Here is a 16,933-nt window from a genome sequence, read left to right on the forward strand (position 1 = left end):
ATTTGTGAAATATTTCACAAATTAATATAGTAAAAATGCACTGCCTATACTAGCAGTGCATTTTTACTATGCTAACGCTTGTGCTAAATCTTCAATTAAATCTTCTCCGTCTTCAATACCGACAGAAATTCGAATTAATGTATCTGTAATTCCTAATTCTTTACGACGATCTGCTGGAATTGATGCATGCGTCATTTGAGAGGGGATAGAAATTAAACTTTCTACTGCTCCTAAGCTTTCAGCCAGCGTAAAGTATTGTAATCTCTCAAGTACTTTATTTAATGTTTCTTCGCTATCTACATCAAATGAGATAATAGCACCAAATCCATTTGCCTGTTCTGTTGCCAGTTCATGGTTTTGATGTGACTCAAGGCCTGGGTAATATACTTTATTTACTTTTGGGTGGTTATTTAAAAACTCAGCAATTGCGCGTGAATTCGTTTCATGCTCTTCCATTCGAATTCCTAATGTTTTTAAACCACGAAGTAGTAAGAAACTATCTTGTGGGCCAAGAATGCCACCTGTTGAGTTTTGTACAAAGTGAAGGTCTTCTGCTAATTGCGGGCTATTTACAACTACTAGACCTGCAACTACGTCACTATGACCTCCTAAATATTTCGTTGCACTATGAAGTACAATGTCTGCTCCTAAAGAAATCGGCGACTGCCAATATGGCGTCATGAATGTGTTATCAATAATTGTTAATAAATCTTTCTCTTTAGCAAGAGTAGATATTTTTTTAATATCAGTAATTTTTAGTAACGGATTCGTTGGTGTTTCTACATAAATCGCTTTCGTATTTGGACGAATCGCTTTTTCAACTTCCTCTAAGTTTGTTGTATCTACAAATGTATGCTCAATACCGAAGCGGTTTAACACTTTCGTAATCACGCGGTACGTTCCGCCATACACATCATCTGTTAAAATAACGTGGTCACCTTTTGAGAACAACATAATTGTAGCTGTAATAGCCGCCATTCCTGAACCAAATGCGAAACCAGCATGGCCGTTTTCTAATACCGCAATCATTTCTTCTAAAGCTGCACGTGTTGGGTTTCCTGTACGTGAATATTCATATCCTTGATGCTTACCAACTGCTTCTTGTTTGTACGTACTCGTTTGATAAATCGGTACATTTACAGATCCAGTTGAAGGTTCTCCTATGCGAATACCATGAATTAACTTTGTCTTTGCTCTCATTTTTTATTCCCATCCTTTGTATATGTCTTTACTTAAATAGCGCTCACTACTATCAGGAAAAATCGTTACAATATTTGTACCTGGCGCCGCTTTCTCTGCTTCAAGTAAACTTGCATGAAATGCTGCTCCTGAAGAGCTCCCAACAAGAAGTCCTTCTTTTTGCGCTAATTCTTTCACTCGTAAAAATGCATTTCGATCAGAAATCGTATGAATTTCATCAAAATAAGATGTCTTCAAAAATGGCGGGATAAATTCCAGTCCAATTCCTTCGGTCTCATGTGAACCAGCCTTACCACCATTTAAAATAGATCCTTCTGGTTCCACAATAACCGTTTTTATATCTACATTTTTTTCTTTCAAGTAAGATGCAGTCCCCATAAACGTACCGCCAGTTCCTGCTCCAGCAACAAATATGTTAATCTCTCCATTCAATGCGTCCCACAGTTCAGGTCCTAATGTTTTAAAATATGCACGAGGATTTGCCTCATTTGCGAACTGACTTGGAGAGTATGAATTCGGTATCTCATTTACTAACTCTTTTGCTTTTGCAATTGCACCGGTCATTCCTTGCTCAGTCGGCGTATGCACGACCGTTGCGCCTAGTGCTTTCATTAATTCTTGTTTTTCAATGCTAAATTTCTCTGGTACACAAACCATAACGTGTAAATCATGTTGTAACGCTGCGAGTGCCAGTCCAATACCAGTATTTCCAGCTGTCGGTTCAATAATTGTTCCGCCCTCTGTAACAAGCCCTTTTTCTAGCGCATCTTCGATTAATTCTCTTCCTAATCGGTCCTTAACACTTCCGCCTGGGTTATAAAATTCAAGCTTTGCAAATAAACGGACCCCTTCTGGAAGTGAAAAACGAGTAATTTCCACAATTGGTGTATGACCAATTAACTCATGAACTCCACGATATACATTCATCGTGTTCTCCCCCTTATTTGCCAATAAAGAAAAGGCAACTGTATGTATTTTCTTTATATGAGACAGTTGCCTTTTTGTTACATTACTTTAACTCTTCTAGTACTTTTACGATAAAGTTTGTAGAATGAAGAGCTGCTTGATCTAAAAATTGATCAAATGAAACATTTGATTCTTTACCAGCAATATCAGAAAGTGCACGAATGATAACAAACGGAACTTCATATTGGTGGCATACTTGTGCAACAGCTGCTGCTTCCATTTCTACTGCATAAAGGTTTTCAAATTTATCACGAATTGCTGCAACTCGGTTCGGATCACTCATAAATGAATCACCTGTTGCAATCATACCTTTTACAACTTGAATATTTTCTTCTGCCTGCATACATTTTTCAGCTAATGCAACTAATGCTTCATCAGCTTTAAATCCAGGCGGCATCCCTGGTACTTGCCCATACTCATAGTTAAATGCTGTTACATCTACGTCATGGTGACGAACTTCTGTTGAAATAACGACATCCCCAACATTTAGAGAATGATGGAAGCCACCAGCTGAACCAGTATTAATGACTTTTTCAGGCTTATATCTTTCTAATAAAATTGTCGTTGACATCGCTGCGTTTACTTTACCAATACCAGACTTTAACAAGATTACTTCATGTCCTGCTAATTGCCCTTTCGTAAATTCACAACCCGCAACCGTTTCTGTTTCTGCTTGTTCTAATTTATCACGTAAAATACGTACTTCTTCTTCCATTGCTCCAATTACAGCAATTCTCAATCTAATCCCTCTTTCTATTGCTTAGTTGCCTCCATTACCCACACGAAATGATTTAATCTCGTAAACGTTACATGGAAGCCATTGTTTTCAAAAATAGTCTGCATAACTGGAATACGTGTATAGTATTCCGTTTGCAAATCGTTTGCTAACTGATGAAAACCTCTTTGTTTTGCTGCTTCAACAGTTTTATCATATGCATCTTGATCTGCAAATATCGTATCAGCAAACACTATTTTACCACCTTTGTTTAGCAATTGACTATACTTCGCAATCGCTACATTTTTTTCATCATCTGTTAAATGATGAAATGCATAGGTGCTTACTATGGTATCAATGGAATTCGGGACTTCAAACGAAAGAAAATCACCTTCTGTAATGGAAAACTCTTTTGGCAATTTCTCTTTTGCAATCATGCGCATTTCACGTGACGGTTCTATACCGTAAACTGTGCGGCCAGCAAGTAATAATTTATTTGTTAAATTACCTGTACCGACACCAAATTCTAATACGTTACCAAATGACTTGTTAACTACATCCTCTAGAATGTCCTCATAATGGGCGAAAACTTCTTTATATTGTATATCTTCGCCTTGTACAAATGAGTCGTACGTATGAGCCCACTCATCAAATAAACCATTAAATTCTGTACCCATAAAAATTCCCCTTTTTCTTATCGGTTTTATCAGTATGATATTCCCTCTTTCTAAAAATGTCAATTGAAATGTACATGGTATTTCCTTCTTTTCTTTGTTACACTATAGTTGATTACATAGGAGAGGGGCCGTCTTCATGTCATTTACCTTTGAAATGTTAGAAGATAAAGTAGAATTTTTTGAAGCGGGAGACTTAGCTTCTTTAGAACGTAAAATCAGTGAACAAATCGATAATAATAAAGCACTTATGCTTGAAGTTCATCACATCTCGCATCAAATGGTTATGGATCCTGAAAGTAAAAGACCATATTATAGCGCGGTTGTTCATTTTAAATTAAAGAAATTACGCTAACTAAAAAAGAGAAGCTCCTTAGGAGCTTCTCTTTTTTAGTTTAGAGTTTGAACAAGTACTGGTTTCCAGCCTTCATTGTCTACCCAATCAATATTTACATAATATCTTTTACCTGTTTGTTTATCTTGTACGTTACCGTAAGCTTTATTCTTACCGTTATTTCCGATTCGATGAATAATTAATTGCTCTACTGGAACGTCAATTGCAGCTGAAATCGCTTGATTCATCTCATTCCAATCTGCTGTACCTTTTTTAAACGTCATCGCAGGTGTTGCACCTTGCTCTGTGCCTACTGGCTTCCAAGAAGGTTTCGTATAAGCGTCAGTTGCCTTTGGCTGTGTTTTTTCAGCTGGTACTTTCTCGTTAGCTTTCGCTTCTTCTTCAGCTTTTTTCTGTTCTTCTTCAGCCTTTAGCTTCTCTTCTTCTTCTTTCTTCTTAGCCTCTGTTTTCTCTTGTTCATTCTTCTTCGTCTCTTCTTTGCCTTTAGCTTTCTCAGACTTATTCTCTTTCGTTGTTTGCTGAGCTACCTTTTTATCGCTAGAAGACGCTTGCTCTTTCGTGTCAGGAACAAACAATTGATATGCTACAATAGCTACTGCTACTAGTACAATAGCGATTGCAATATTTAAAACACCGTTTTGACGACGTTTTTGTTGTTTCTGTTGGAATCTAGATCCTCCTGCCATTCTTCAAACCTCCATGCAGTTTTTCATACTTGCTATTGTAACATTAAATCTAGAAAGGTTGAACATTTACAATAATATTTTCATGAAATGAAAACATTTTACTATGAATTGCAAGATTACTTTTCATTCTCTAATCGATAGATTGATTCTACGATAGATTTGAAAATAGGTGTAACTTTATTTACATCGCTATTCGTTTCTATATCCACGACAACTAAAGCATACCTTGGATTTTCATATGGAAAATAACCTGCAAACCATCGATTCTCTTTCTTTCCTTTTCCTGTTTGTGCTGTCCCAGATTTTCCAGCGACACTTAGTGGTAACGACTTGAATGCTGATCCTGTGCCTTTTTCCGTTGTTACAACGCTCCTTAATAACTTTTGTAATGTTTTCACTGTTTCATATGAAAGCTGTTTTCCACCTAATGTATGGTCTTCAAATGTATAAAAATCCGTTCCATTTTTATACATTATTTTTTCAACAGCTTTCACTTCCATCTTTTCTCCTCCTCTAGCAATCGTCGCCATCATATTTGCAATCGCTAGAGGTGACATACGTACATCTTTCTGTCCAATTGCTGTTTGCGCTACCGCTTTTTTACTATTCTTATTTCCTTCACTCCCCCAAATCGTAACACTTTTCTCCTCTGGCATTTGCTCAAAATGAGTTGTATGAAATACAGAACCTCTCCATCCAACCTTCTCAGCGCCTCCTAAAGCCTCTACATAAGTTTCTAACACCATCTTATCCTTTTGTATTAGCTCATTTCCTAACTCTGAAAATGTCCTGTTACAGCTTCTAGCAAAGCTCTCTTTAAAACTAAGTGTCCCCATCCTAACTTGTGGGTGATCTTCACCATATAAATCTTTATTACAATTAAATACGCGATTAAAAACATTTTCATTCTGATCAATCGCTGCCGCCGCAATGATTGTTTTAAAAACAGAACCGGGGAAGTGTGGTGTTAACATTTGATTTTCAAGTGTAGTTTTATATAAACTCTCATCTTTCACCTGTACAGCTGGTTTGCTAACCATTGCTAAAATTTCATTTTTCTTTACATCAAGTAGCACTACTCCTCCCTTCTTAATTTCACTTGCTTCAACTACTTCTTCTGCTTTTTTCTGTAACTCGTTATGTAAAGTAGTTTGAATCGTCACTGGATAAAACGGATTTCCAGGCGATGTATATTTCGCTTGTTTTCCAAAAATCGGTTCTCCTTGCCGATCCACTTGATACAATACTTTTGCCTCTCCATCGGTCAAAAGAAATTCATCAAATGATTGCTGCAATCCTGAAATGCCAATCGGTGTTTGTTTTGAAATTTTTCTAACTTCTCCGTATCGTTTTTGAAATTCTCGCTCATTCTCACCCACATCACCAATTAAATGATTCATCATGCTAGTTTGTCGCAAACGAACTTCAGCTGCTACAATGCCTAATACATTTAATTGATTCACCTTCTCCATCTGCTCTCGTTCCAAGCGAAGTGGTTCATTTCCTCTTTGCAGGATAAATGCACTTTTCTTATGTTTCATTTGACTTTCAATCTCTTGTCTCGACATACCAATGATATGCGCAATTTTCTCCAACATGTTATTTTTTAATTGTAGAAATGGAAAAACAATTAAAACAGGATACTTTTTCTCACCTATCTCCTTACCATTACGATCTATAAAATGGCCGCGTCCATCATCTACCGTAATGGATTGCGTCCGTTGTGTAACACTTTTTTCAATTAAGTTAATCTTACGATCCGTAAATGATTCCGTATTGATAATTTGTATTTGAATTAAACGACAAAGTAATATAAACATGACACATATAAAACAAATTAAAACAATTGTAATTCTCCGTTTTATTTTCATAAAAAAACACCTCGTCTATTGTAGTTTAGACGAGGTACTATTTTATTTATACAAGCTCCGAAATAAAAATAGATATTATATAAGGCTATTATTGTTTCTTTGGTTTTTCTAAAAATTTCATAAGAAGCGATCTAAATTCAGTTTCATTCACTCCAGTGTTTTTAGCAACTTCAATTACAGTAGTTGTTACATTAGCAGCTACTTTTAAATATTCCTTACTGAAATTATCCATTTCATTTCTTTTTTCTTTTGCATTCTCAACTGTTACAGAATCAATACAAGTAATCATCTTATCTACAATATGTAAATAATTATTTTGTGCATCTATTATTTTTTGAATATCATCTTTATTACTTACTTTTGATTGTTTTAAATATGTATACGCTTGATTCACTTCATCTTTTAAAATCTTATCATTATTCTTCGCCTGTTCTTGTAACATATTCTTCATATCATCTATTGTTTTTTGATCCATAGAATCTCGCAATAAATAATCTGGATTCCCAATCGCATAATCGTACTTAATCGTTACATCTTGAAATATTTTCATCACAATAGCTAATTGATACGCTACATCAAAATCATTAAATTCCTTTTTACCTTGCGGAGTTTCTAAGGTTTTTGAACCCTCAGTTGCTTTAATATCCTTTTTTTCTTCTTGCTTTACCTTTTCTCCCTTTGATGATGTAGTTTCCTCATTCGTTCCGCATGCAGCAAGTCCTAATATGGATATACTACAAACTAATCCCGTAAAGATTTTATGTTTCATAATTAGCCCCTTTTCCCTTTTAAAACCTATAGTCTCTAATTATGATATCAAAGCTTAAAGTATTTTTTTGACATTTTTTGTCGAATCACTCTAAAGGTTACATAAAATTCTACAGAAAAAAAAGATTCTCCCGATAGGAGAATCTTTTTTTATTTTACAGAGATAATCTCTACTTGCATTTCTCCACCTGGAGTTTGGATTGCTACCTTTTCGCCAATTTGCTTACCTAATAAGCTTTTTGCGATTGGAGAATCGTTAGAAATTCTTCCTTCAAATGGATCTGCTTCTGCGCTACCTACGATTGTGTAAGCTTCTTCATCTCCATCTGGTAGTTCTTTAAATGTTACTGTTTTACCTAATGTAACAACTGTAGATTCTTCACCGTTATCTGTGATGATAACTGCGTTACGAATCATGTTTTCTAATTGTGTAATACGTCCTTCTACGAACGCTTGCTCATCTTTCGCTGCATCATACTCAGAGTTCTCAGAAAGATCTCCGAAGCTACGTGCAATCTTAATGCGCTCTACAACTTCTTTACGTTTTACCGTTTTTAAATCCTCAAGTTCGTTCTCTAGCTTTTGCTTACCCTCTTGCGTCATAGGGTATGTTTTTTCTGTTGCCATATTTTCCACTCCTTTTATATACCAATCCCCCGAAAAAAAGAGGAGTTCCATATGAAAACTCCCCCGCTTATATGTAAAGCGGAGGTTTCTAGCACGCCTGTACTAGCGGAGTTGTCACATACAACCCCGTATTCCCAATTCTTCTTTATATAAAGAAGATATGTATGGAAAGTTGATATAAATATGCCCTCACCTATATATAGATGAGGTTGCATGTTTCATTGTATTCGATAGGAAGGGAAAAAATCCCTTCCTACCGTATATCTTTTACTATGCTATTACAAATTTACTTTTTGTTCAAGAATTGTTGCAATTTTTGTAACCATAATATCAATTGCAACGTGGTTTTGTCCACCTTCAGGGATAATAATATCCGCAAATTTCTTAGAAGGCTCAATAAATTGATTGTGCATTGGACGTACAACATTTACATATTGATCAATAACTGAATCCATCGTACGACCACGTTCTTTAATATCACGCTGCATGCGGCGTAAAATACGAAGGTCAGCATCTGTATCAACGAATAACTTAATGTCCATTAACTCACAAAGACGTGGGTCTTCTAAAATAAGAATTCCTTCTAAAATGATTACATCTTTCGGCTCAACTGGAATAATTTCATCTGAACGCGTATGCAATGTATAGTCATATACAGGTTTCTCTACTTGTTTATATGCAAGCAACTGCTGCAAATGTTCAATTAACAAATCATTATCAAACGCTAATGGATGATCATAATTTGTTTTTAAACGCTCTTCCATTGGTAAATGGCTTTGATCTTTGTAATAATAATCTTGCTCTAAGATTAAAATGGAATGACCTTTAAAATGGTCAAAAATCGCTTTCGTTACACTTGTCTTACCTGACCCTGAACCACCAGCAATTCCAATTACAACAGGCTTATTCGTCCCCATTCGACTATCACTCTTTCTTATTGAAGTATGCTTTTGCGCATCATATTATTCACATACACTGGTTGATCCACTTTGAATTTCACGATTTGCAACGGATGTCTCGCTGCATCTAATTCGTTTCCATCCTCATCCCAAATTTTCTCCACCGTTTGCGTAAAGTTTTCTATTTCTGGCCCAAAGAACTCCACTTCATGTCCTGGTTTGAAATGATTACGTTGCTCAATCGTTACGATGCCCGTTTCTTCATTATAATCTAACACTAAACCAGCGAAATCATACGTTGTTTTCTTACTATGATTTCCAAACATTTGCTCTTGATGTCCTGGAACCCCTTCAAAGAATGCAGGAGCTGTATCACGATTTGCACATTTATCAAGCTCATCTAACCATTCTTGTTTAAACTCAAAGTTATCAGGATCCGCACAATATGCATCAATTACTTTACGGTATACTGTCGCTACAGTAGCTACGTAATGGATTGATTTCATACGTCCTTCAACTTTTAAGCTATCAATTCCAATTTCAATCATTTTCGGAATTGATAAAATTAAATTTAAGTCTTTTGGACTCATTGCAAAGTGAGCATCTTCTTCTTGGAATAGAGGAAGCTCTTTTGCATCTTTATGTTGTGATACTGTTTGAACTAAATCATAATCCCAGCGACAAGATTGACAACAACCACCACGGTTAGAGTCACGCGCTGTCATATGGTTACTTAGCGTACATCTTCCTGAATATGCGATACACATTGCACCATGGACGAATGCTTCAATTTCAATATCCACTTTTTCTTTAATCTCTTTCATTTCTTCATAGCTTGCTTCACGAGCTAATACAAGACGATGTAAACCTTCTTCTTTCCAATACTGTGCTGCTTTCCAGTTGGATAGTGATTGCTGTGTGCTTAAATGCACCTCAACAGAAGGCGCTACACGTTTACAAGTCTCAATGATAAGCGGATCAGCAACGATAATTCCCGTTACGCCAGCTTTTTCAATCCCTTTTAAATATTCCTCTAGCCCGTCCATATTTTCATTATGTGCAAAGATATTTGTTGTTACATATATTTTTGCTCCATATTTCTTTGCAAATTCCACACCTTCTGCCATTTCTTCCAGTGTAAAGTTACCTGCATTCGAACGAAGACCAAATTCTTGTCCACCTAAATATACAGCATCTGCCCCGTAATGGATAGCTACTTTTAATTTTTCTAAGTTACCCGCAGGGATTAACAGTTCAGGTTTCTTCACAATAACGCGTTTGCCATCGATCACTCGTGAAATTTCTTGTACAGTCATTTCCTACACCCTCCTCGTTTAGTAAACCGTCTCTTTAAAGAAGAATCCTGTATCTAACGGACGATTCACCGGTTGCATTTCTTCGATCTCTTTATATAAATCGTCTTTCACGTCATAATACGCATCACGATCTTCTACACATAAATCAATTGCTTTACGATATTTCTTCGTTACCTCAATAATGTATGCAGAGCTTTTTAGTACACCATCAATTTTTAAGCTGTCGATTTCAGCATCAATTAGCTCTTCTAACTCATCGATGAAACAAATATCGTTTGGACTCATAATGTGAGTACCATTTTCATCTTCATAAATTGGATATTTATTGTTACGCTCTGGGTCATATAAGAACATATTCTCTTCATATTTTTTCTTTTCAATGTCAAGATGACGTCCTTGATACTCAAAGTAGTTTCCTACTAACGAACGCTTCGATTGGAACATACAAGTCATACCGTGAATTTGTACTTCAAGTTCCACTTCAGCATTTTCTTTTAACTCAACAATTTCATCTAAGCTAAGCTCACGAGCTAATACAGCACGTTTTGCTCCTCTTTGTCCCCAGTAGTTACAAGTAAACCAGTTTGTTGCTGTTGTTTCTGTATTCCAGTGCAATTGCATATTTGGCGCTACTTCGCGGACCGCCATTAATACTGCTGGGTCTCCAAAAACAATTGCATCTACATGTACTTCGTTTAAAAATGCAACATAGTCTGTTAATTCTTCTACTTTATCGTTGTGGAACATAGCGTTCATTGCTACGTATACTTTTACACCATTTTCATGTGCAATCTTCACAGCTTGTTTCACATCTTCACGTGAAAATTCCCCTGCTAAACGTAAACCAAACTTTTGCTCACCGATCATTACCGCATCTGCTCCTGCTTTCGCAAGAGGTTCGATATCCGCCACTGCTTTTGGTGTTACTAACAATTCTGGTTTCTTCATACCTTGGTCACCCTTTCTTTTTACTAACAGCTACTCCATCACCAATTGGGAAAATCGTTGTATCATATCCTTCATGGTTCATAAGCCATTCATTGTACGTCTTAATACGACGGATTAAACCACGTGTACGTCTGTTTTCAATTTTCTCTTTCGTTGTTACAAGACCATGGTACATAACATTATCTGAAATAATTACGCCACCAGGATTTAATAACGGTTCATATAAGTCAAAAAAGCGACGATATTGTCCTTTTGCTGCGTCAATAAAAATAACGTCAAATGTTCCATGTTCTTCTACTTGCTCGCCTGTTTCTAACGCATCACCGTAAATAACGGAAATACGTTCTTTAACTGGTGAACGTTCTATATATTCAAGTGCTTTTTCATATCGATCGCGATTGCGCTCAACTGTCACAATGCGAGAATTTGGAATAGCTTGCATCATACGAATACTAGAATAGCCAATTGCTGTACCTAGCTCTAAAATGCTCTTCGGTCCAATTAAACGTAAAAATTGCAACATAAATTCCATTCCAAGTCGATCCATAATTGGCACATGATTTTCTTTCGCATAGTCTTCCATTTCAAGAATTAATTTATCTTTCGGATCAATAAATGATAATAGGTACTCGTTAACTGCATCCTCCATAATGGTCCTCCTTATTTACATGGAGAAGTGCCTCTATGACGTCTTTTCACACATAGAATGCAATAAAAATACAAGCCAGCTTTATCCTTAGCTTGTACGTCCCGTTTTGATATTAAAAACGATTCTTCTGCCAGTTTTTAACCCGATATATTTTACCACAAAAAAGAGGGATGTGCGACCTTTTTCGCTATCCCTCCCCATTTCACTGCTTTTTCGTAATATATTTTTGCTTTAATGCATTATGCTCTTCCAATGTTTTCGCATAATACACTTCACCAGTTGGTGCAGCTAAGAAATAATAATAATCTGTTTGCGCAGGTTCTAACGCCGCTTCCACTGAATGTTTGCCAGAGTTTGCAATCGGACCGACAGGTAATCCTTTCACAACATACGTATTGTACGGTGAGTTAACCTTTAAATCTTCGTATAACACACGTTGTTTATGCTTTCCAAGTGCATATAATACCGTTGGATCCGTTTGAAGCGGCATACCTTTTGCTAAACGATTATAAAAGACACTAGAGATCTTTTGACGATCTGTAAAGCCTGTTGCCTCTTCTTCAATAAGTGAAGACAATGTTAAAAGCTGATGAACATCCCAGTTTTTCGCTTTCATTTTTGCTTCGTTTTGAACAATGATTGCATTCGTTTTCTCAAGCATCGGAATGACAATTTCCTCCAAAGTTGTATCTTTTTTATAGAAAGAGTACGTCGCAGGATATAAATAACCTTCTAATGGATATTTAATATTGCTATCAAAGATTTTATCCGTTAACAGCTTGGGATACTTTTGCTGCATTTTTTGAATAAATGCTTTATCGTTTAATTGACGTACAACATCATCTTTATTCCACTTTAATTCGTTTGCAACCGTTTCTGCAATTTCAGTTACTTGTGCCCCTTCTTTTACCGTCACTTTATAAAGAGCTGGACGATGTACATTACCAGATGACATTTGCTCAATAACATCTTTTGCACTCATTGAAGGATTTAATAAATATGTACCCGCTTGTAAATTTTTAGATTTAGCCTTTGTATAAAAACTAAAAACTGTACCGTTTTTCACAGCACCTTTTTCTTCTAAAATCTCACCAATTTTACTAGTAGATGATCCCTTTGGAATTTCTACTTCAATCTCTTTTTTATTCCCGCTATCAACCGGTCCTAATGCGGATGAAATATACGCATAGACTGAACCACAAACTAAAAGCAGTGCAATTATCGAGAATAAAAAAATGCGTCTACGCTTCTTTTTCACTTGATTCTCTACCAAAACTCTTCCTCCTTATTCAATTGTAGGCCATATGTACATCTTTCTATACAACATGATAAAAAATCACAATACATTTACCTATCATTTTTGACAGATACTTTATTTTCTACAATCCGTCTCATTATACTACAAAGGATTACGCAGTTTCGACAAAAAATCTTTCATTTTACATATAAAAAAGGCGGACGATATACCGTCCACCTTTTCAGTACTTATTATTCAGCTTCTTGCTCATCAGCTAGAGTGTTGAACATTTCTTGTACCATTTCCCACTCTTCTTCAGATTCGATTGGAAGTAAAGTTCCGCCCTCTTCTTCATTTTGCTCATAAGCCATTGCATCATAAATTTGGTCTCCATCTTCGTCTACTTCACCGATTGGAGAGAAGACTACGTATGATTTTTTGCCAAATTTTTCAGCGTCAAAAGTGAAAATAATTTCACATAAATGTTCGTTACCTTTTTCGTCTACAATTGTAATTTGATTTTCTTCCATTTTGGTCACCTCTTATTTACTATCTAAAAATCCTTGTAAGATTACGACTGCAGCCATCTTATCAATTACTTGCTTTCGCTTCTTACGGCTTACATCGGCCGAAATGAGTAGACGTTCCGCTGCCATCGTTGACAAACGCTCGTCCCACATTACAACGTCTAATTGTAACAGCTCTCGTAGGTTTTCTGCAAATTGTTGGCATGCTTCACCACGCGGGCCAATTGTACCATTCATATTTTTAGGTAAACCTACTACTATCTTGTCCACATCATACTGTTTTACTAACTCAGAAATGCGGTCAAAACCAAATTGACCTCGTTCTTCGTTAATCTTGATTGTTTCAAGCCCTTGCGCTGTCCAGCCCATTTCGTCACTAATTGCAACCCCGACTGTTTTTGTACCTACATCTAAACCTAATATCCGCATAAATTACTCCTCACGATGATGTTTCAAGTAAGACTTCACAAGCTCTTCAATTAATTCATCACGTTCAAGCTTGCGAATGATGCTTCGCGCATCTTTATGGCGAGGTATGTATGCTGGGTCTCCACTTAATAAATAACCGACGATTTGGTTAATCGGATTATAGCCTTTTTCTTGAAGTGCATCATACACAGTTAAAAGTACATCATTTACATGGACACTCTGTTTTTCATCTTGAATGCTAAACTTCATTGTTTTATCAAAACCGTCCATTTCAAGCACCTCACTTATATAGTAAGTATAGGGAGAAGAACTTCTCCTCTCCCTACCATTGTACACTACTATCTCTTTATTTTGAAACAGATTTAACGTACTCTTGTACAAATGCTAAAGCTTCCTCAACTTGCGCTGGGTTTTTACCGCCCGCTTGTGCCATATCAGGACGGCCACCACCGCCACCACCACAACGAGAAGCTACTTCTTTCACAAGTTTACCAGCATGGTATCCTTGGCTAATTAAATCTTTCGTTACGCCAGCTAAGATGTTTACTTTATCATCATTTACAGACGCTAATACGACAACTGCAGATTGTAATTTATTTTTTAGGTCATCCATCATCGTACGTAAGTTGTTCATATCTGCAACATTTACTTTTGCCGCTAATACGTTCACGCCATCAACTGTCATTACTGAATCAGTTAAGTTTCCAGCTTCAATATTGCTTAATTTTGCTGCAAGAGATTCGTTTTCTTTTTGAAGTTGTTTTACTTCAGCAAATAAACCATCTACTCTTGTTAAAATGTCTTTTGGATTTGTTTTCATTTTTCCAGCTGCTTCTTTTAATAAACCTACTTGATCGTTCATTAATTCATAAGCAGACTTACCAGTTACTGCTTCAATACGACGAGTTCCTGCACCGATACCAGACTCAGCAACGATTTTGAAAATACCGATAGAAGCTGTGTTATCAACGTGACAACCACCGCAAAGCTCTAAGCTATAGTCGCCAACTTGTACAACGCGTACAACATCACCGTATTTTTCACCGAATAATGCCATTGCGCCCATTTCTTTCGCTTCTTCAATTGCTTTTTGAGAAATCTCAACATCAATACTTTCCCAAATTTTCTCGTTTACGATACGCTCAATTTTTTCTAATTCGTCAGCTTGTACTTGACCGAAGTGAGAGAAGTCAAAGCGTAAACGTTCAGAAGTTACAAGAGAACCTGCTTGGTTAACGTGTGTTCCAAGTACGTCTTTTAATGCTTGGTGTAGTAAGTGAGTTGCTGTATGGTTCTTCACAACGCTACTACGGTTTTTCGTATCGATAATAGCTTTTACAGCTGCATCTTTCGTTAATGTACCTTCTTCAACTACAACTTTGTGCAAGTTTTGGCCGTTTGGTGCTTTTTGTACGTCTTTTACAAGAACTTTCACGCCGTCAGCAAGAAGGTAACCACGGTCTGCAATTTGCCCGCCGCTCTCAGCATAGAATGGTGTTACATCAAGCATTAATTGTCCTTCTTCACCTGCTTGTAAGCTGTCTGCGTATTCACCGTTTTTCACAAGTGCAACAACGTTACTTTCTGTTGCAACCGTACCGTAACCAACGAACTCGCTCGCTACTTTCACTTCTCCAAGGACACCGCCTTGAACTTGCATAGAATCAACGTCTTGACGAGCAGCACGTGCGCGCTCACGTTGTTTTTCCATTTCATTTTCAAAGCCTTCATGATCAACTGTCATACCAGCTTCTTCTGCATATTCTTCTGTTAATTCAATTGGGAAACCGTATGTGTCATATAGACGGAACGCATCTACTCCAGAAATAACAGTTGTTTTTTCTTCTTTCGCTTTTGCAATAACTTCAGCTAAAATTGCTTCACCATCATGAAGTGTTTCGTGGAAACGCTCTTCTTCATTTTTCACAACTTTTGCGATGAAATCTTTCTTTTCAAGTACTTCTGGATAGAAGTCTTTCATTACTTCTCCAACAACCGGTACTAATTCAAACATGAATGGACGATTAATGTTTAATTTCTTAGAGTAACGAACAGCACGGCGTAATAAACGACGTAACACATAACCACGGCCTTCGTTAGATGGAAGAGCACCGTCACCAACAGCGAATGTTACTGTACGGATATGGTCAGCGATTACTTTAAACGCCATATCTTTTTCTAAGTCACCATTACGATACTTCTCACCAGAGATTGTTTCTGTTGCACCAATCATCGGCATGAATAAGTCCGTGTCAAAGTTCGTAGGTACATCTTGAACGATAGATGTCATACGCTCTAGACCCATTCCTGTATCGATGTTTTTCTTAGGAAGTGGTGTATATGAACCATCTGGATTATGGTTAAATTGAGAGAATACAAGGTTCCATACTTCTAAGTAACGCTCGTTTTCTCCTCCTGGATATAATTCTGGGTCACTAAAGTCATTACCGTAAGCTTCTCCGCGGTCATAGAAAATCTCTGTATTCGGTCCACTTGGTCCTTCACCGATGTCCCAGAAGTTTTCTTCTAAGCGGATGATACGCTCTTTTGGAACACCCATTTTCTCATTCCAAATTGTGAATGCTTCTTCATCTTCTGGATGGATTGTAACGGATAGTAATTCTTTATCGAATCCGATCCATTTGTCGCTCGTTAAGAATTCCCAAGCCCAAGTAATTGCCTCTTCTTTGAAGTAATCGCCGATTGAGAAGTTCCCTAACATTTCAAAGAATGTATGGTGACGAGCTGTTTTCCCTACGTTTTCAATATCGTTTGTACGAATTGATTTTTGAGCATTTGTAATACGTGGATTTTGCGGGATTACACGTCCATCAAAATATTTTTTTAATGTTGCTACACCACTGTTAATCCATAGAAGAGATGGATCTTCATGTGGAACTAGTGATGCACTAGGTTCTACTGCATGTCCTTTTTCTTGGAAAAAGTCTAAAAACATTTGACGAATTTGTGCGCCTGTTAGTTGTTTCATTGTATTTTCCTCCTTAAATATAAAAAACTCCCGCCCCTATAAAAGGGACGAGAGTTAACTCGCGATACCACCCTAAT

Annotated in this window: 18 protein-coding genes and 1 other annotated feature (1 of these 19 running past the window's edge); of the genes, 1 reads left to right on the plus strand and 17 read right to left on the minus strand. The window is 36.8% G+C overall.

Annotated elements, in window-relative coordinates:
- Nucleotides 1-66: 66 nt before the first annotated feature.
- The 4 genes from FH036_RS14675 to FH036_RS14690 form a co-directional block, all read right to left on the minus strand.
- The gene (locus FH036_RS14675; RefSeq protein ID WP_001201915.1) at nucleotides 67-1,200 is read right to left on the minus strand and encodes a bifunctional cystathionine gamma-lyase/homocysteine desulfhydrase; all 1,134 of its coding nucleotides are present in this window, start codon (nucleotides 1,198-1,200) and stop codon (nucleotides 67-69) included.
- 3 nt (nucleotides 1,201-1,203) lie between these two features.
- Nucleotides 1,204-2,127: an O-acetylserine dependent cystathionine beta-synthase gene (locus tag FH036_RS14680; RefSeq protein ID WP_001103858.1), complete on the minus strand. Its 924-nt coding sequence runs from the start codon at nucleotides 2,125-2,127 to the stop codon at nucleotides 1,204-1,206.
- 82 nt (nucleotides 2,128-2,209) lie between these two features.
- On the minus strand, nucleotides 2,210-2,905 hold the full coding sequence (gene mtnN, locus FH036_RS14685) for a 5'-methylthioadenosine/S-adenosylhomocysteine nucleosidase (protein WP_001217039.1): 696 nt from the start codon (nucleotides 2,903-2,905) through the stop codon (nucleotides 2,210-2,212).
- A gap of 14 nt (nucleotides 2,906-2,919) precedes the next feature.
- Nucleotides 2,920-3,558 carry a class I SAM-dependent methyltransferase gene (locus tag FH036_RS14690; protein WP_000536319.1) on the minus strand — a complete coding sequence of 213 codons (639 nt, stop codon included), beginning with the start codon at nucleotides 3,556-3,558 and terminating at the stop codon, nucleotides 2,920-2,922.
- A 136-nt stretch (nucleotides 3,559-3,694) separates the two neighbouring features.
- Here FH036_RS14690 and FH036_RS14695 point away from each other — a divergent pair, with 136 nt between their 5' ends.
- Nucleotides 3,695-3,910 (plus strand): YrzA family protein, encoded by a 216-nt coding sequence (locus FH036_RS14695; RefSeq protein WP_000010984.1) that lies wholly within the window; start codon nucleotides 3,695-3,697, stop codon nucleotides 3,908-3,910.
- A 35-nt stretch (nucleotides 3,911-3,945) separates the two neighbouring features.
- Here FH036_RS14695 and FH036_RS14700 read toward each other — a convergent pair whose 3' ends face one another.
- The 13 genes from FH036_RS14700 to alaS form a co-directional block, all read right to left on the minus strand.
- The gene (locus tag FH036_RS14700) at nucleotides 3,946-4,596 is read right to left on the minus strand and encodes a YrrS family protein (protein ID WP_000897107.1); all 651 of its coding nucleotides are present in this window, start codon (nucleotides 4,594-4,596) and stop codon (nucleotides 3,946-3,948) included.
- A 116-nt stretch (nucleotides 4,597-4,712) separates the two neighbouring features.
- Nucleotides 4,713-6,467 carry a peptidoglycan D,D-transpeptidase FtsI family protein gene (locus FH036_RS14705; RefSeq protein WP_139895912.1) on the minus strand — a complete coding sequence of 585 codons (1,755 nt, stop codon included), beginning with the start codon at nucleotides 6,465-6,467 and terminating at the stop codon, nucleotides 4,713-4,715.
- 88 nt (nucleotides 6,468-6,555) lie between these two features.
- Nucleotides 6,556-7,236 carry a hypothetical protein gene (locus tag FH036_RS14710; RefSeq protein WP_000680874.1) on the minus strand — a complete coding sequence of 227 codons (681 nt, stop codon included), beginning with the start codon at nucleotides 7,234-7,236 and terminating at the stop codon, nucleotides 6,556-6,558.
- A 149-nt stretch (nucleotides 7,237-7,385) separates the two neighbouring features.
- Nucleotides 7,386-7,862, minus strand: a complete 477-nt coding sequence (greA, locus tag FH036_RS14715; protein WP_000179963.1) for a transcription elongation factor GreA — start codon at nucleotides 7,860-7,862, stop codon at nucleotides 7,386-7,388.
- A gap of 278 nt (nucleotides 7,863-8,140) precedes the next feature.
- Nucleotides 8,141-8,779, minus strand: a complete 639-nt coding sequence (udk, locus tag FH036_RS14720) for a uridine kinase (RefSeq protein WP_000537087.1) — start codon at nucleotides 8,777-8,779, stop codon at nucleotides 8,141-8,143.
- Between the two features lie 17 nt (nucleotides 8,780-8,796).
- Complete coding sequence (locus FH036_RS14725; protein ID WP_000217969.1) at nucleotides 8,797-10,077, minus strand: peptidase U32 family protein; 1,281 nt, start codon at nucleotides 10,075-10,077, stop codon at nucleotides 8,797-8,799.
- Between the two features lie 18 nt (nucleotides 10,078-10,095).
- A complete protein-coding gene (locus tag FH036_RS14730; RefSeq protein ID WP_000742779.1) occupies nucleotides 10,096-11,025 on the minus strand; it encodes a peptidase U32 family protein in 930 nt (309 codons plus the stop codon).
- A gap of 7 nt (nucleotides 11,026-11,032) precedes the next feature.
- Nucleotides 11,033-11,674 (minus strand): O-methyltransferase, encoded by a 642-nt coding sequence (locus FH036_RS14735; RefSeq protein ID WP_000389089.1) that lies wholly within the window; start codon nucleotides 11,672-11,674, stop codon nucleotides 11,033-11,035.
- Nucleotides 11,675-11,876: 202 nt separating this feature from the next.
- The gene (gene mltG / locus FH036_RS14740) at nucleotides 11,877-12,947 is read right to left on the minus strand and encodes an endolytic transglycosylase MltG (RefSeq protein WP_071728479.1); all 1,071 of its coding nucleotides are present in this window, start codon (nucleotides 12,945-12,947) and stop codon (nucleotides 11,877-11,879) included.
- A 215-nt stretch (nucleotides 12,948-13,162) separates the two neighbouring features.
- A complete protein-coding gene (locus tag FH036_RS14745) occupies nucleotides 13,163-13,441 on the minus strand; it encodes a DUF1292 domain-containing protein (protein ID WP_000392247.1) in 279 nt (92 codons plus the stop codon).
- Between the two features lie 12 nt (nucleotides 13,442-13,453).
- Entirely contained in the window at nucleotides 13,454-13,867 is a 414-nt protein-coding gene (ruvX, locus tag FH036_RS14750) for a Holliday junction resolvase RuvX (RefSeq protein ID WP_001221197.1), read from the minus strand.
- A gap of 3 nt (nucleotides 13,868-13,870) precedes the next feature.
- Complete coding sequence (locus tag FH036_RS14755) at nucleotides 13,871-14,137, minus strand: IreB family regulatory phosphoprotein (RefSeq protein WP_000348590.1); 267 nt, start codon at nucleotides 14,135-14,137, stop codon at nucleotides 13,871-13,873.
- A gap of 76 nt (nucleotides 14,138-14,213) precedes the next feature.
- Entirely contained in the window at nucleotides 14,214-16,856 is a 2,643-nt protein-coding gene (gene alaS / locus FH036_RS14760) for an alanine--tRNA ligase (RefSeq protein WP_000811832.1), read from the minus strand.
- Nucleotides 16,857-16,896: 40 nt separating this feature from the next.
- Nucleotides 16,897-16,933 (minus strand) — a binding site (T-box leader) (it continues 183 nt past the right edge of the window).

The organism is Bacillus sp. CD3-5 (genome assembly GCF_006349665.1).
GTDB lineage: Bacteria > Bacillota > Bacilli > Bacillales > Bacillaceae_G > Bacillus_A > Bacillus_A paranthracis.

Bases quoted from the DNA above. Each gene is read 5' to 3' on its own strand.
- FH036_RS14675 (WP_001201915.1), bottom strand. From the start codon at position 1,200: ATGAGAGCAAAGACAAAGTTAATTCATGGTATTCGCATAGGAGAACCT.
- FH036_RS14680 (WP_001103858.1), bottom strand. From the start codon at position 2,127: ATGAATGTATATCGTGGAGTTCATGAGTTAATTGGTCATACACCAATT.
- FH036_RS14690 (WP_000536319.1), bottom strand. From the start codon at position 3,558: ATGGGTACAGAATTTAATGGTTTATTTGATGAGTGGGCTCATACGTAC.
- FH036_RS14695 (WP_000010984.1), top strand. From the start codon at position 3,695: ATGTCATTTACCTTTGAAATGTTAGAAGATAAAGTAGAATTTTTTGAA.
- FH036_RS14700 (WP_000897107.1), bottom strand. From the start codon at position 4,596: ATGGCAGGAGGATCTAGATTCCAACAGAAACAACAAAAACGTCGTCAA.
- FH036_RS14705 (WP_139895912.1), bottom strand. From the start codon at position 6,467: ATGAAAATAAAACGGAGAATTACAATTGTTTTAATTTGTTTTATATGT.
- FH036_RS14710 (WP_000680874.1), bottom strand. From the start codon at position 7,236: ATGAAACATAAAATCTTTACGGGATTAGTTTGTAGTATATCCATATTA.
- greA (WP_000179963.1), bottom strand. From the start codon at position 7,862: ATGGCAACAGAAAAAACATACCCTATGACGCAAGAGGGTAAGCAAAAG.
- udk (WP_000537087.1), bottom strand. From the start codon at position 8,779: ATGGGGACGAATAAGCCTGTTGTAATTGGAATTGCTGGTGGTTCAGGG.
- FH036_RS14725 (WP_000217969.1), bottom strand. From the start codon at position 10,077: ATGACTGTACAAGAAATTTCACGAGTGATCGATGGCAAACGCGTTATT.
- FH036_RS14730 (WP_000742779.1), bottom strand. From the start codon at position 11,025: ATGAAGAAACCAGAATTGTTAGTAACACCAAAAGCAGTGGCGGATATC.
- FH036_RS14735 (WP_000389089.1), bottom strand. From the start codon at position 11,674: ATGGAGGATGCAGTTAACGAGTACCTATTATCATTTATTGATCCGAAA.
- FH036_RS14745 (WP_000392247.1), bottom strand. From the start codon at position 13,441: ATGGAAGAAAATCAAATTACAATTGTAGACGAAAAAGGTAACGAACAT.
- ruvX (WP_001221197.1), bottom strand. From the start codon at position 13,867: ATGCGGATATTAGGTTTAGATGTAGGTACAAAAACAGTCGGGGTTGCA.
- FH036_RS14755 (WP_000348590.1), bottom strand. From the start codon at position 14,137: ATGGACGGTTTTGATAAAACAATGAAGTTTAGCATTCAAGATGAAAAA.
- alaS (WP_000811832.1), bottom strand. From the start codon at position 16,856: ATGAAACAACTAACAGGCGCACAAATTCGTCAAATGTTTTTAGACTTT.